The sequence below is a fragment of the Candidatus Tachikawaea gelatinosa genome (genome assembly GCF_000828815.1).
GTDB classification, from domain to species: domain Bacteria; phylum Pseudomonadota; class Gammaproteobacteria; order Enterobacterales; family Enterobacteriaceae; genus Tachikawaea; species Tachikawaea gelatinosa.
The window spans coordinates 204,511-220,790 of sequence record NZ_AP014521.1; the positions used below are offsets into that span (position 1 = coordinate 204,511).

Sequence of the window (16,280 nt, forward strand, 5' to 3'; positions counted from 1 at the left end):
TGATCGAATGCTTTAAATAAATTATTTTATTTTAAAAAAAATAATTTGATTGTTTAATACATATTAATATTCAATAATATCAATATTTATATATAGATACATTTATTCTATATATTTTCACAAAAACTTTCATGTATTTTGAAAGTGTAATAAAAACTTTATTTTTGTATAAAATTGGCATAATTTAGTTAATGAACATTAACTCTAATCAAAATGAAATATCTGTAGACTCTATAGGTAACAGATTAAAAACAGCTCGTAAAAAAATAGGCTTAACTCAACAAGACGTGGCTGATAAATTATATCTAAAAGTTTCAATTATAAAGGATCTTGAGGAAAATGAACTACCTAAAGATATATCTTTAACTTTTTTAAAAGGTTATATACGTTCTTATGCTCGTTTAGTAGAAATTCCAGAAGATGAACTGTTATTAAAAATAACAGAAGAAACTCCTATAAAACTTTCAACATTAAAATCAAAAAAAATAGATTCTATATCTCATAGAGATTATTCGATTATTGATAATTGGTTAAAAATATTTACTTGGTTCGTTATATTTATAATATCTGTTTTAGTTGGTATTTGGTGGATAAAAACAACTAATCATCTTTCGAAAAAAGAAGTTATTTCTGTTGTTGATCAAAGTAGTTTAAATGAAAATAAGGATATTGCTGTTTAAAAATGAATTTACAGCAGTACAGTAGATAGTTATTTTTTTAAGGTTAATAAAAATTCATTTTTTAAATATATATGTTAAAGTATAATTACTAGAGCTATTTATATTAATTTTTTTCTCAAAAATAGTATAATAGTAGAATAATCTTTACATTGTTATCGAAAAACGTGTTTGTTAAGATTTATAGATAAATACTATTAAAAATTTTAAAAGATGAATGAAGAAAAAAATATTAGTCGTCGTCAATCAAGACGTATTTATGTTGGTAATGTCCCTATTGGAGATAATGCGCCTATTAGTGTTCAATCCATGACGAATACAAAAACTATTGATATAGTGAATACTATTCATCAAATTAAACAACTAAAAAATGCAGGCGCTGATCTTGTTCGTATTTCTATTCCTGATATGGCTTCTGCTGAAGCATTTAAAATTATAAAAAAAAGAGTTAATATTCCTTTAATAGCTGATATTCATTTCAATTACCAAATTGCATTGAAAGTTGCAGAATATGGTGCTGACTGCTTACGCATTAACCCAGGAAATATTGGAAATATTAATCATATTAAACAAGTTGTTAGTTGCGCGCGTGAAAAAAATATTCCTATTCGATTAGGTATAAATTCTGGTTCTTTAGAAAAAGACTTACAAAAAAAGTATGGAAATTATCCTAATTCACAAGCTTTATTAGAATCAGCCATGAGACAAATTGATTATTTTGATAATTTAAATTTTTATCAATTTAAAGTTAGTATTAAATCATCTGATGTACTCATTACTATTGAAGCATGTCGTCTTCTTTCAAAAAAAATTGATCAACCTTTACACTTAGGTGTTACAGAAGCTGGAGGTCTAAACTCAGGAATAGTAAAATCAGCAATTGGTATTGGAACACTACTTTTAGAAGGAATTGGAGATACGATTCGTGTTTCTTTAACAGATAATCCAATTCAAGAAATAAAAATTGGATTTGATATTCTTAGAGCATTAAAAGTTCGTTTTCGAGGAATTAATTTTATTGCTTGCCCAACGTGTTCTAGACAAGAATTTGATGTTATCAATACTTTAAAATATTTAGAAAATAAATTAGAAGATATAATTACACCTTTAAACATATCAATAATAGGTTGTATTGTAAATGGTATTGGAGAAGCTAAAAATGCTGATATTGGTATAGTGGGTGGAAAAAAATTTAGTCGAATTTATGAAAACGGTAGCCCAAAAAATGAACGCATAAAAAACAAAAATATTTTAAAAGAAATTGAAGAACTAGTTCGTAACAAAATAAAATAATTAATTTTATTAATATCATATAGTATAAAATATTAAAAAAATAAAATCTTTTATTATAAAGAGATATTATATGAAAAATAATAAAATTTCCGCTGTTCGTGGAATGAATGATTATTTACCTCAAGATACTATAATTTTACAAACAATAGAAAATGTTTTAAAAAAAATATTAAATAATTATGGATATTCTGAAATTAGAATGCCTATTTTAGAAAAAACGATATTATTCGAAAAAGCAATTGGAACATTTACAGATTTAATCAATAAAGAAATGTATACATTTAGTGATAAAAAAGGAAAAAGTATTACATTACGACCAGAAGGAACTGCTGGGTGTGTTCGTTCAATTATTAAAAATTATCATATTTTAAATAATTATTATAATCGTTTATGGTATCTAGGACCAATGTTTCGTTATGAACGTCCTCAGAATGGAAGGTATAGACAGTTTCACCAATTAGGAGTAGAAGTTTTCGGATTAGAGGCACCAATGATTGATGCAGAATTAATTATGATGAGTTCTCGATTTTGGAAACAGTTAAAAATTTTAAATTATGTTACTCTTCATTTAAATTCTATTGGATCCATAGAAATAAGATTGAAATATCGTAATGTTTTAATTAAATATTTAAAAAGCTATGAGCATAAATTAGATAAAAAATATAAAGAAACAATACAAAAAAATCCATTACGAATATTAGATAGTAAAAATCCATTAGTACAGGAAATCGTTAGTAACGGTCCTATTCTTCTTAATTATCTTGATAAAAAATCACATAAAAATTTTGATGAATTATGTAATTTTTTAAATACAAATAATATTTTCTATAAAATAGATCCTTATTTAGTTAGAGGATTGGATTACTATAATGATACAGTGTTTGAATGGAAAACTGAAAAACTAGGTTCACAAAATGCTATTTGTTCGGGAGGAAGATATGATAACTTAATTCAACATATTGATCAAAAAAAATCTATTTCGGCTATTGGGTTTGCTATAGGAATAGAAAGATTATTTCTACTGATAAAAAATATAAATAATGCTTTTAAATATAAAAAAAATATTAGCATTTATATTGTTTCCCTCAAGAAAGAAAGCAACTATTTTGCTATTCAATTAGCTGAAGAAATTCGTAATATGAAATCAATGTTTAAAATATTTACAGATCTTAGCGGAAAAAATTTAAAAAAACAGCTCATATATGCAAATAAATTTAAAATAAATTATATTATAATAATAGATGATAAAAATATAAAAAAAAGTAAAATTTTATTTAAAGATTTAAATTTAAACAGTCAATTTTTTCTATCAAAAAATGATCTTTTAAAAAAAATTTTCTTGTTGTAAATATATTACAAAAGTTTTTTTGTAAATAAATATCAATGAAAGAAATAAAAATTTTTTTTTTAATTATTTAAAATATGCTTATAAATTCAGTATTTATTTATACTAGTCATTAATTTGTTATTATTCTTTTATAAAAAAATCAAAAATTTTAAAAAATATTACTTTTTTAATATAAGATATTTTGTTAATTGAATTATAAAAATTTTTGTAAATAAAATTAATTCATTTAAAAGGTATGTTTAATGATTCCAATCATAGCTTTAATTGGACGTGCTAATGTAGGAAAATCTACATTGTTCAATAATCTAATTGGTAAAAATTGTTCTTTAGTTTCAGATAGTGCAGGAACGACAAGAGATAGAAAATATAATTTTTCTATTATAAAAAACAATTATTTTACGATTATTGATACAGGAGGAATTAGTTATAAAAAAGATGAAATGAGCAAAAATGTTTTATATCAAACTAATATAGCAATTAAAAAAGCAAACTTTATTTTATTTATAACTGATGGATCTACCGGAGTATTATATGAAGATAAAAGAATTGCAAAATATCTTTCCTTACAAAATAAAAAAACTTTTTTGTTAGTAAATAAAATTGATAAAATTGATAATTTTGATAGATTAAAATATGATTTTTATGCATTAGGTTTTGAAAAAATTTATCCTATTTCTTCTATAAACAAAAAAGAAGTTATGGTTTTAGCACAACAAATATTTTTTCAATCGCATTTTCCAAAAAAAAAATTTTGTCAAAAAGAACAAAAACATACACCTAAAATTGCTTTTATTGGTCGTCCTAATACTGGAAAATCAACATTAATTAATAATTTGTTAAATGAAGAAAGAATGATTGTATCTCCCATAACAGGAACTACAATAGATAGCGTATCTATTCCAATAAAAATTTATAATAATGATTATATTTTAATTGATACTGCTGGAGTTCGTAAAAAGAAAAAAATAAAAAATATTCTTGAAAAAAAAATGATTTCAGATTCATTAAAAACAATCAAAAATTCTGATATTATTTTATTAGTGATTGATGTATGTATAGGAGTTTCTACACAAGATTTATTTTTAATTAATTTTATATTAAATCAAGGGAAATCTTTAATTATTATTATTAATAAATACGATACTGTCGTAAAAAGAAAAAAAAAAGAAATTAAAAAACATATTTGTGCAAACTTAAATTTTATTAGTTTTGTACGCATACATTTTATTTCAGCATTATATGAAAAAAAAATAAAAGAAATAGTAAACTCAATTAATGAAGCAAACTTCAATTTAAAAAAAACAATTAATACCTCAAAATTAATGAATATAATGCATTTAGCTCAAAAAAATCATTGTCCACCTCTATTTAAAGGTCGTTTAATTAAGTTAAAATACGCTCATATAGGTAAATATAAACCTTTGACTATTATTATTCACGGTAATCAAGTGGATCATTTGCCTGGTTCTTACAAACGTTACTTAGAAAAATATTTTCATCAATCTTTAAAAATAATTAGTATAAAATTATTTATTAATTTTAAAAAAAATAATAACCCTTTTAAAAGATAAAATATCATTATAATTAATGATAATTAAAAATATCAATATTATTGATTATAATCAGTTGTTATAAAAAAAAAACCATGGTAGTGTTTGAAGCAAAATTATGTACAATATATTAATCAAGAAAAAAAAGTGAAAATAGTTATTGATGAAAACATACCATATGCTAATGAATTATTTAGCCGTACTGGTGACGTTATTAATTTTTCAGGACGCCATATTCCAAAAGAAATTTTACATAATGCACATGGATTAATAGTTCGATCTATCACAAAAGTTGATAAAAATTTATTGTCTAATACTACTATTAAATTTGTAGGAACTGTGACTGCTGGAACAGATCATATCGATAAAAAATGGTTAGATAAATCAGATATTAAATTTTGTTCAGCTCCTGGTTGTAATTCTATTTCAGTAGTCGAGTATGTTTTTGCTGCATTATTAAAAATTGCGCAAAAAGAAAATTTTTTATTAAAAAATCGAACTATTGGAATAATTGGTTTTGGAAACATTGGTAGTCTTTTACATAGATATTTAAACTGCTTAGGAATAAAAAACGTTTTATGTGATCCACCTTTATCAAAAATAAAAAATAAAAAAAAGTTTTTTACGTTAAAAGAAATTATTAAACAAGCTGATATATTAACTTTACATGTTCCATTATATAATTATGGTCCTTACAAAAGTTTACATCTTTTTGATAAGTCATTATTATCTTCTCTTAAAAAAAACACTATCATTATTAATACATGTCGAGGTTCTGTAATTAATAATCTTGATTTATTAGAAATATTAGATTTTCGTTCGGATCTAAAAGTAGTGCTAGATGTATGGGAAAATGAACCAAATTTTTTAAAAAAACTATTAAAAAAAATTGACATTGGTACAGCACATATTGCTGGACATACATTAGAAGGAAAAGTTAGAGCAACAATTCAAGTATATAAAGTCTGGTGTGAATTTATTAAAAAATCAGAAAATATATCTATTAAAGACATGCTTCCTACTCCTATTTTTACAAAAATTTATTTAAATGGATCATTTACTCAATCTAAATTTAGAAATTTAGTACATCTTATATATGATATTAATCAAGATGATATCTCCTTAAGAAATATTACAACAAATATATCAGAAAATTTCGATAAAATAAGAAAAAATTATGGAATACGTCGTGAATGGTCTTCTATTGAAGTTTGTTGTAATGATCTATTAACAGAAAAAATACTACGAAATATCGGATTTTCTACAAAAATTTTATATAAAAATAATTATCATATGTATTAATAAGGAGTATAGAGGCTGAAATTAGCATTATGTATTGAGTACAATGGAAAAAATTATTATGGTTGGCAGCGTCAAAAAAACGTGCGTACTGTACAAGAAGAATTAGAAACAGTGTTATCTAAAATTTCTGATCATAAAATTACTACTTTTTGTGCAGGAAGAACAGATAAAGGAGTGCATAGTATAGGACAAGTAATTCATTTCGAATGTAAAAAATTAAGACCTGATAGTGCATGGATAAAAGGTGCTAATCAACTTCTTCCAGAAGATATTGCAATATCTTGGGTTAAACATGTTCCAAAATATTTTCATGCCCGTTTTAGTGCTATTTCTAGATGTTATCGTTATTTAATATATAATAAAATTTCTAAACCAAGCATATTTCTTAATAATAATGTTTTACATGTTAAAGAACCATTAAATGTTGATAAAATGCAACAAGCTGGATTATTTTTAATAGGAGAAAAAGATTTTTCTATTTTTCGTTCATCACAGTGTCAATCAAGTACTCCATGGAGAAATATCATGTACGTTCTTATTAAGAAAATAAATAATTATATTATTATTGATATAAAAGCAAATTCTTTTTTACATCATATGGTTAGAAAAATTGTTGGTAGTTTAATCGAAATAGGAAAAAATTATAAAAAAAATGAAACATGGATCTCTGAAATCCTAAAAATTAAAAACTGTAATATATCTCATTTTTCTACCGTAAAAGCAAAAGGTCTTTACCTTTTTTCAGTAGATTATCCTGATTTTTTTCATTTACCTAAAATAAACACCGGACTTTTTTCTGATTTTTTTTAAAATAATAAATTACACTGTTAACTCTAAAATTTTTAAAAAATAATTTAAACATCAAAACTATTATAAATAGTGTTGATTATTTTTTTATATAAAGTATAAATAACTATTGATATAAATAATTTTATAGCATATATAACATCATTACATAACAAAAATTTTCTACAAAAAAATGGGTAATTGTATGAATTGGATTGAACGTATTTTTAAAAAAAAAAAAATTATAACTACACATCGATCAAAAATTCCAGAAGGAATATGGACAAAATGCAATATTTGTAAACAAGTATTATATAAAGCAGAACTTGAACGTAATTTAAAAGTATGTCCAAAATGTAACAATCATATGCGTATAGGAGCACGCGAACGTCTGCATCAGTTTTTAGACAAAAATAGTATTATTAAAGAACTAGGTGTAGAAATAGAACCAAAAGATATTTTAAAATTTCAAGATTCTAAAAAATATAAAGATCGCTTAAAAATTGCTCAACAAAAAACTGCAGAAAAAGATGCATTAGTAGTCATGGAAGGAAAACTATATGGAATGAATATAGTTGTAGCAGCACTTGATTTTATGTTTATGGGTGGCTCCATGGGATCAGTTGTAGGAGAAAAATTCGTATGTGCAGTTAATCAAGCTATTCAAAAAAAATGTGCTTTCGTTTGTTTTTCTGCTAGTGGCGGTGCTCGTATGCAAGAAGCGTTAATTTCTTTAATGCAAATGGCAAAAACGAGTGCTGTTTTAACAAAATTAAGAAAGTGTCGTTTACCATATATATCAATATTAACTGATCCAACAATGGGCGGAGTATCTGCTAGTTTTGCTATGTTAGGTGATTTAAATATTGCTGAACCAAAAGCATTAATTGGATTTGCTGGACCTCGAGTAATAGAACAAACAGTAAAAGAAAAATTACCTAATAATTTTCAACGTAGCGAGTTTCTTTTAGAAAAAGGATCAATTGATATGATTATACATAGATTAAAAATGCGCAGTAAAATAGCATCTTTATTAGCAAAAATTATGAAGATATCAAAACTAAATTTAAATAATTAAAATCTATATTGTTTATCGATAGAATTTGAGTTATCTACAAAAATATCTTAAAATAAACTTTTTAAAAGTTTGCTAACAAATTTAATGAAAAATCATTTTTCTCTAATTAACAATGAATCTTCTTTTGAAGAATGGCTAAAATATTTAGAGAACATTTATCCTGATAAAATACATCTAGGATTAGATCGTATTCGTATTGTAGCAAAAAAACTGCACTTATTAAATACTGAATCTTTTGTCTTTACTGTTGGTGGAACAAACGGTAAAGGTACGACTTGTCGTGCGTTAGAACTAATCTTAATTAATTCAGGTTTTAAAGTAGGTGTTTACACATCACCTCACTTATTAAGATATACTGAAAGAATAAGAATAGGAGGAAAAGAACTTAAAAAAAAAAAACATTTGTTGAGCTTTCGCATGATAGAAAAATATAGAGGAAACATATTTTTAACTTTTTTTGAATTTATTACACTTTCTGCTTTGTTTTTGTTTAAATTAGAAAAAGTTGATATTATTATACTTGAAGTAGGATTAGGAGGTCGTTTAGATGCAACTAATATAATTGATTCAGATGTAGCAATTATTACTTCTATCAGTTTAGAACATACAAATATATTAGGAAATAGCATAAATCATATTAGTTATGAAAAATCTGGTATTTGTAGAAAAGATAAACCAATAATATTAGGAGAAACAAACGCTTTATGTGGTATAATTAAATATATAAAAAAAATTGAAGCACATTTACTACAATATAAAAAACATTTTTTCATTAAAAAAAAAAATAAACGTTGGAGTTTTTTTGATCAACAAGGGAACATTAAAAATCTTCCTTTACCAAAAATTCCATTAAAGAACGCTGTTCTTGCTATAGAAGCACTACGTATATCAAAACTAGATATCAAAGAATCTATTATTTATAATACTTTACCTGAAATATCATTAACCGGTCGTTTTCAAATTATTGCAAATTCACCTGATATTATTCTTGATGTTGCTCATAACCCTCATGCTGCAAAATATTTAGCACATAAATTATTAAAAATATCATTAAAAAAAAAAATACATGCTGTTTTTGGTGTTTTAAATGACAAAGATATTGTTGGTATAGTAAAAGAAATGAATGCATATATAGATTATTGGTATTGCTCTTCTTTATCTTGTTTAAGAGGTACAAAATCTACAGAAATAGCACAAAAAATTGTTCAACCAAAAAATGTACCAAAGTGTTTTAGTAATGTTAAAGATGCTTTTTATTGTGCAATAAATAACGCGAATAAAAAAGATATTATTATAGTTTTCGGTTCTTTTTACACAGTTGCAGAAATAATAAAAATCATAAAAATATGATCTAGTAAAATTTTATTCATAAATAAATTTAATAACTATAAAAGTATTTATTAAAAAATAAATTATTAATTCATATATATATATATCAAATTAATGATTGTTTTGCATTATTAAAATAATTTTTAAAACAACAAAATTAGTAGTTTTTAACAAAAACTATAAGCTTTTTCAAATTTTAAAAATATTTTTATATCAAGAAAATGGATAAAAGTTATGAACTGGATAGATTACATTATAATTTCAATTGTCGTAATTTCAACAATTTTTGGAGTAACAAGTGGTTTTACTAGCGAAGTTTTATACCTTTGCAGTTGGATAGGATCCATCATCTTAACTATTAAATATTATAGTCCTTTATCAAAAATTATTAATATTCAAGATACATTCATTTGTAATAGTGTAAGTATTTTTGCAATTTTTATCTCAAGTTTAATAGCGGGTAATATAATAAATTATTATATGTCAAAGTTAATACAAAAAATTGGTTTATCATGGATTGATAAGTTATTGGGCGCTTATTTTGGAGTTTTACGCGGAATATTAATAGTTGCAACGTTGTTTTTATTTTTAGATGCGTTTGCTAATATTGGTCAAAAACACAATTTTCAAGAATCAAAATTTGTTCCTTATCTTAATAAGATTATTGAATACTGTTATAACTATTTTAATAGGTAACACTATTAATTAAGAATACAGTTTATGAGGAAAAAAAAATGTGCGGTATTGTTGGAATAATTGGTTCTACACCAGTCAATCAATCTCTTTATGATGCTTTAACAGTATTACAACATCGAGGACAAGATTCTGCTGGAATATGTACAATTAACAAATTAAATCGTTTTTTCTTAAGAAAAGCAAATGGATTAGTAAAAGATGTTTTTGAAGTTGAACATATAAAAAAATTGCAAGGAAATATAGGTATTGGACATGTTCGTTACCCTACTGCTGGTAATTTTAGTGCTTCAGAAGCACAACCGTTTTATGTAAATTCTCCTTATGGTATATCTTTAGTTCATAATGGAAATTTAACAAACGCTCATCAATTAAGAAAACAATTAATGCAATACGGTAGACGTCATATTAATACTTCTTCTGATTCTGAAATATTAATTAACATTTTTGCTCAATATCTTAGTAGTTTTCGATGTTTTCAATTAAAACCAAATCATATTTTTTCAGCAATTTCTTCTTTACATAAAAAGATACGTGGAGCTTATGCTTGTGTAGCTATGATTATGGGGCATGGTATAGTAGCGTTTCGAGATCCTAATGGTATTCGTCCTTTAATAATAGGGAAACGTGTTATTAAAAAAAATAAAACAGAATATATGGTTGCTTCAGAAAGTGCAGCATTAGATATTTTAGGTTTTGATTGTTTGCGTGATGTTTTACCAGGAGAAGCTGTTTATATAAATAATAAAAAACAGTTGTTCAGTTATCAATGTGCAAAAAATCCGCAAAATAATCCTTGTATGTTTGAATATGTTTATTTTGCTCGTCCTGATTCTACTTTGGATAAAATTTCTGTATATAGTTCAAGAATACGTATGGGATCAAAATTAGGTAAAAAAATTATAAAAAAATGGAAAAATTTTGATATAAATGTTGTTATTCCTATCCCTGAAACATCTACTGATATTGCATTAGAAATAGCACGTATTTTAAAAAAACCATGTCGTCATGGTTTTGTTGAAAATAGATATATTGGAAGAACATTTATTATGGCTGATCAAAAAATTCGTAAAAGTTCAGTGCGTTGTAAATTAAATGCTAATAAAAACGAATTTAAAAACAAAAACGTATTGCTAGTAGATGATTCTATTGTAAGAGGAACTACATCTGAACAAATTGTCGATATGGCACGTGATGCAGGTGCTAAAAATGTTTATTTAGCTTCTGCTGCTCCTGAAATACGTTTTCCTAACGTTTATGGTATAGATACTCCAAACTTTAAAGAACTAATAGCACATAATAGAGAAGTAGAAGATATTCGTAAAATAATCAAAGCAGATGCATTAATATTTCAAGATCTTAATGATCTGATAGAAGCTGTACGTCATGATAATCCTGAAATATTTCAATTTGAATGTTCAGTATTTAATGGAAATTATGTTACTAAAGATATTAACAAAAGTTATTTAGAACGTCTATATTTATTAAGATGTAATCAAAAAAAAAACAAATTACCTTTTTGTGCTATTAATGAAATAGAAACTCTTGAGTTATATAATGAACAATAGTAATTTTTTATGTATAAAAAACAATTTTTATAAAAAAATATTTTTATATTTAAGTAAATATATAAATACTTTTTTTTTACTTTAGTAAAAGTATGCAGATATTTAAAAAAAAAATTTTTAATTAGAGTCTAATAGCATAATATATATTAACTACGATTATTTATTATATGAAAAAAAATAACCCATATATAATAGCTATCACTGGAGGTATAGGTAGCGGAAAAAGTACTATTGCGAATATTTTTTCTACATTTAACATTAAAATAATTGATACAGATTTAATTGCAAAAAAATTAACTCAACCTAATACAATAGTTTTGAATAAAATTATTAAACGATATGGATATGAAATAATTAACAATGACGGTACTTTAATAAGAAAAAAATTACGTGAGATAATCTTTAAGAATTATAATGAAAAAAAATGGCTAGATAACCTTATGCATCCGGTTATTGAAGCAGAATCACAAAAAATGATTCATAAGTATTTTTCTCCATATTTTTTATGGATTGTACCTTTATTAATAGAAAAAAATCTTCAAAAAAAAGTGAATCGAGTACTAGTTGTTGACATTAATATTAAAAAACAAATTTATCGTGTAATGAAAAGAGATAATATATCCAACATACAAGCAATGCGCATTATTAATGCTCAAATTAATAATAGTAAAAGAAGAAAATTTGCTGATGATATTATCATAAATAATTACGATTATAGTTATCTATCATATAGGGTTCAACAACTACATAAAAAATATATACGTTATGCTTTTTCATGAAAAAAATTAATTTATTAAAAATAGTAACGAAAAATATTATTATAAATATATATATTTCATAATATTTATATTTAAAATATATCAATTCTTGTTATTTTTTTAAAATTAATTTTTTTCAAAAATTTGTTTTAAGTTTTTATTATTATCCATATATATTTTTTCTTGTTTAAATGAATCATCATCTTCAATAATTGCTGAAAAAATATCTTCCATTTTTACTGTGCTTAAAAAACTAATAACATCATATTTTAATAGATCTAACATAGATGTAAACATCATAAAAGATTCACGTTTATATTCTTGTTTTGGGTCTTTTTGTGCATATCCTCTTAAATGTATACCTTTTCTTAAATAATCCATAGCAGATAAATGATCTTTCCATAATAAATCAAGTGTTTTCAACATAACATTTTTTTCGAAATGTCTCATTAATTCTGTGCTGACTTTTTTTTCTTTATTATGATAATTATCGTTAGCAATATTTAATATTTTCGCTTTTAAAGACGTTTCAGTAATTTTTTCATCTTTATAATATTCATCGTTAAAAGATATATTAATCGAAAAATCTTGTAATAATTGTTTTTTTAAATCAGAAATGTTCCATAATTCTTTTAAAGAATTATTTGGCACATAATTTTCAATTACTTTTAATAAAACATCTTTTCTAAAAGTCTTTATTGTTTGACTAATATCTGAAGAATGTAGTAAATAATTTCTTTGATTATATATAGTACAACGTTGATCATTAGCTACATCATCATAATCAAGTAATTGTTTTCTAATATCTGAATTATAATTTTCTACCTTTTTTTGTGCATTTTCAATTGCTTTATTAATCCATGGATGTTCGATAGATTCTCCTAATTTCATACCTAATCTTCTCATCATAGTAGATACACGATTAGAAGTGAAAATACGCATTAAAGTATCTTCCATTGACAAATAAAAACGAGAAGAACCAATATCGCCTTGTCTACCAGAACGACCTCTTAATTGATTGTCAATTCTTCTAGACTCATGTCTTTCTGTGCCTATAATATGTAATCCACCGGATAATAAAACAATATCATGGTTTTTTTTCCATCTTTTTTTAATTATCGAAATTTGTAAATCAGTAGGAAATTTAAGAGCGGAAATTTCAGTTTTCCAATTACCTCCCAAAATAATATCTGTTCCTCGACCAGCCATATTAGTAGCAATAGTAACCGCACCAGGTTTTCCTGCTTGTGCTATAATATCTGCTTCATAAGCATGAAATTTAGCATTCAAAACATTATGTTTAATTTTTTCTTTTTTTAAAATTTGAGAAATTTTTTCAGATTTTTCTATAGAAACAGTACCTACTAAAACAGGTTGTTTTTTTAAAACACAGTTTTTAATATCATTTATAATTGATTTTATTTTTTCTTTCTCTGTAACATAAATTAGATCAGGAAAATCTTTTCTAATCATTGGTTGATTTGTAGGAATGATAATAGTTTCTAGTTGATAAATTGATTTAAATTCTAACGCTTCTGTATATGCAGTACCTGTCATACCAGCTAGTTTTTTATATAAACGAAAATAATTTTGAAAAGTAATAGAAGCAAGAGTTTGGTTTTCGCTTTGAATATTGACTCTTTCTTTCGCTTCTATAGCTTGATGTAAACCATCTGACCAACGTCGTCCTGTCATTGTTCTTCCAGTATGTTCATCAATAATAATTACTTCTTTATTTTTTACAATATAGTCGACATCACGAATAAAAAGTTTATGAGCACGCAAAGCAGCAATCACATAGTGCATTAATATAATGTTGTTACTAGAGTATAAAGATTCTTCTTTCTTTATAAATCCTTTATCTACTAATATTTCTTCAATAATTTTTAATCCTCGTTCTGTTAAATGTACTTGTTTTGTTTTTTCATCTATAAAATAATGCCCATTTCCTATAAAATCTTCTGTATCTTCTTTGTCCTGAAAAATAAGATATGGAACAATATCATTTATTTTTAAGTAAAGGTCAGAACTTTCTTCAGACGGTCCTGATATAATTAATGGGGTACGTGCTTCATCAATTAAAATAGAATCTACTTCATCAATTAAAGCATAGTTTAATGTTCTTTGTACTTTTTCATTTATATCAAATACCATGTTATCGCGTAAATAATCAAAACCATATTCATTATTTGTTCCATAAGTAATATCAGCTGAATATGCATTTTTTTTTTCTGAAATACTCATTCCTGATAAATTAATACCAACAGTTAAACCTAAAAACTCAAAAAGTGGACGATTATTTTCAGCATCACGTTTTGCTAAATAATCATTTACTGTAACAATATGAACACCTTCCCCGGTCAACGCATTTAAATAAGCTGGCAAAGTAGCAGTTAAAGTTTTTCCTTCTCCAGTACGCATTTCTGCAATACATCGTCTATTTAAGATAATACCTCCTACTAATTGAACGTCAAAATGACGCATATTGAATATTCGTTTACTTGATTCGCGTACAGTTGCGAAGGCTTCAACTATAATGTTTTCTAGATTTTCGTTTTTTTTTAAACGATTTCTAAATTCTTGAGTTTTATTTGCTAAATTTTTATCAGAAAGTTTTGAAAAATCAGATTCCATGCTATTAATAAGATGTACTAATTTATATATAGGACGTAAAATACGATCGTTTTTACTTCCAAACGTTTTTTTTAAAATTTTTATGAGCATAATAATGCATTCTCAATGCAAGTTTTTAATAAAAATCAATGTATAAAATATTTAATATTTTAAAAACTATTTATTTTAAAATAAAAAAATATATGAATAGTCATTCTTAACTATTTATTATATGTTTAATAATGAGTTATTTTTTATAAATTGGAATTTTAAATTTTAAAGAAACATCATCATTTTTTTTTAAAGTTATGAATTCCCATGAATTTTGATCAGTTAAAAAACATTTTATTAATTTATTATTGAGTTTATGTCCAGATTTAAAACCTGAAAAAGCACCAACTATATTATAACCACAAGTAAATAGATCTCCTACTGTATCTAATATTTTATGACAAACATATTCGTTTTTAAATCTTAATCCTCTTTTGTTTACTACTTTTCCAAATTTATCTATTACAATGGAACAATTGAGATTACCACCTAAACATAAACCTTTTTTTTTAAAAAGATCAACGTTATACATAAATCCAAAAGTACGAGCACAAGCAATTTTTTTAATGAATAGTTTTGTAGAAAAAATCATTTGATAACGTTGTTTTAATAAAAAATTTGTATCTTTTATATTAAAATCAACAGTAAAGTCAACAAAAAATCCCTTATATGGTTTTATTTCTGCCCATTTATCTTTTTCTTCAACTCGTATTTTTTTTTTAACAAGAATAAACTTTTTTGCAGTATTTAATTCTTGTATCCCAGCTTTAATTAATAGTTTAATAAATGGCATAGCACTGCCATCCATGATAGGTATTTCTAATCCATCAATTTCTACAATAACATTGTCAATACCTAAACAAGAAAAAGCAGCATTTAAATGTTCTATCGTAAAAATATATATACCTTTTTTATTCGTCAGGCAAGTATTTAATTCAGTACTATTTGTAATAGAAGTTTCTTCAAGATTAATAAATGGAACCATATCAATACGACGATATATTATGCCAGTATTTTCAATCGCAGGTTTTAAAAACATTTTTGTTTTTTTACCAGTATGTAAACCAATACCATAAATTTTAATAATTCTTTTTAACGTTCTTTGTTTAAACATTTTTTATTTTATATATACAAAAAAACTATATATTAAAAATCCATTAATTTTTTTTTCGTAAAAAAGTAGGAATATCTAAATAATCAGTAGTTTTTTTAAAATTATTATTCCTTGTTGTAG

Annotated in this window: 12 protein-coding genes and 1 pseudogene; 11 read left to right on the top strand and 2 right to left on the bottom strand. The window is 24.3% G+C overall.

What is annotated here, in order from left to right:
• The first annotated feature begins 191 nt into the window (after positions 1-191).
• The 11 genes from TGUWTKB_RS00995 to coaE all read left to right on the top strand — a co-directional run bounded on the left by TGUWTKB_RS00995 (position 192) and on the right by coaE (position 12,403).
• Entirely contained in the window at positions 192-680 is a 489-nt protein-coding gene (locus tag TGUWTKB_RS00995; RefSeq protein WP_052459523.1) for a helix-turn-helix domain-containing protein, read from the top strand.
• 210 nt (positions 681-890) lie between these two features.
• A complete protein-coding gene (gene ispG / locus TGUWTKB_RS01000; protein ID WP_052459524.1) occupies positions 891-1,970 on the top strand; it encodes a flavodoxin-dependent (E)-4-hydroxy-3-methylbut-2-enyl-diphosphate synthase in 1,080 nt (359 codons plus the stop codon).
• A 70-nt stretch (positions 1,971-2,040) separates the two neighbouring features.
• Positions 2,041-3,318: a histidine--tRNA ligase gene (hisS, locus tag TGUWTKB_RS01005; protein WP_041062660.1), complete on the top strand. Its 1,278-nt coding sequence runs from the start codon at positions 2,041-2,043 to the stop codon at positions 3,316-3,318.
• Positions 3,319-3,560: 242 nt separating this feature from the next.
• Entirely contained in the window at positions 3,561-4,889 is a 1,329-nt protein-coding gene (gene der / locus TGUWTKB_RS01010; protein WP_041062663.1) for a ribosome biogenesis GTPase Der, read from the top strand.
• 84 nt (positions 4,890-4,973) lie between these two features.
• Entirely contained in the window at positions 4,974-6,170 is a 1,197-nt protein-coding gene (locus TGUWTKB_RS01015; protein WP_232501628.1) for a 4-phosphoerythronate dehydrogenase, read from the top strand.
• Positions 6,171-6,185: 15 nt separating this feature from the next.
• Complete coding sequence (gene truA / locus TGUWTKB_RS01020) at positions 6,186-6,980, top strand: tRNA pseudouridine(38-40) synthase TruA (RefSeq protein WP_041062669.1); 795 nt, start codon at positions 6,186-6,188, stop codon at positions 6,978-6,980.
• Positions 6,981-7,161: 181 nt separating this feature from the next.
• Positions 7,162-8,034 carry an acetyl-CoA carboxylase, carboxyltransferase subunit beta gene (gene accD, locus TGUWTKB_RS01025; RefSeq protein WP_052459525.1) on the top strand — a complete coding sequence of 291 codons (873 nt, stop codon included), beginning with the start codon at positions 7,162-7,164 and terminating at the stop codon, positions 8,032-8,034.
• An 84-nt stretch (positions 8,035-8,118) separates the two neighbouring features.
• On the top strand, positions 8,119-9,384 hold the full coding sequence (folC, locus tag TGUWTKB_RS01030; protein WP_041062672.1) for a bifunctional tetrahydrofolate synthase/dihydrofolate synthase: 1,266 nt from the start codon (positions 8,119-8,121) through the stop codon (positions 9,382-9,384).
• A gap of 213 nt (positions 9,385-9,597) precedes the next feature.
• Complete coding sequence (locus TGUWTKB_RS01035; protein ID WP_041062675.1) at positions 9,598-10,059, top strand: CvpA family protein; 462 nt, start codon at positions 9,598-9,600, stop codon at positions 10,057-10,059.
• A gap of 38 nt (positions 10,060-10,097) precedes the next feature.
• Positions 10,098-11,624 carry an amidophosphoribosyltransferase gene (purF, locus tag TGUWTKB_RS01040; RefSeq protein ID WP_041062677.1) on the top strand — a complete coding sequence of 509 codons (1,527 nt, stop codon included), beginning with the start codon at positions 10,098-10,100 and terminating at the stop codon, positions 11,622-11,624.
• 167 nt (positions 11,625-11,791) lie between these two features.
• A complete protein-coding gene (coaE, locus tag TGUWTKB_RS01045) occupies positions 11,792-12,403 on the top strand; it encodes a dephospho-CoA kinase (protein ID WP_041062678.1) in 612 nt (203 codons plus the stop codon).
• A 210-nt stretch (positions 12,404-12,613) separates the two neighbouring features.
• Here the strand turns inward: coaE and secA are convergent.
• Both secA and lpxC read right to left on the bottom strand, forming a co-directional pair.
• Positions 12,614-15,106, bottom strand: a pseudogene (secA, locus tag TGUWTKB_RS01050) (preprotein translocase subunit SecA); the annotation flags it as partial.
• A 136-nt stretch (positions 15,107-15,242) separates the two neighbouring features.
• Entirely contained in the window at positions 15,243-16,160 is a 918-nt protein-coding gene (gene lpxC, locus TGUWTKB_RS01055; protein ID WP_041062680.1) for a UDP-3-O-acyl-N-acetylglucosamine deacetylase, read from the bottom strand.
• Positions 16,161-16,280: the final 120 nt, after the last annotated feature.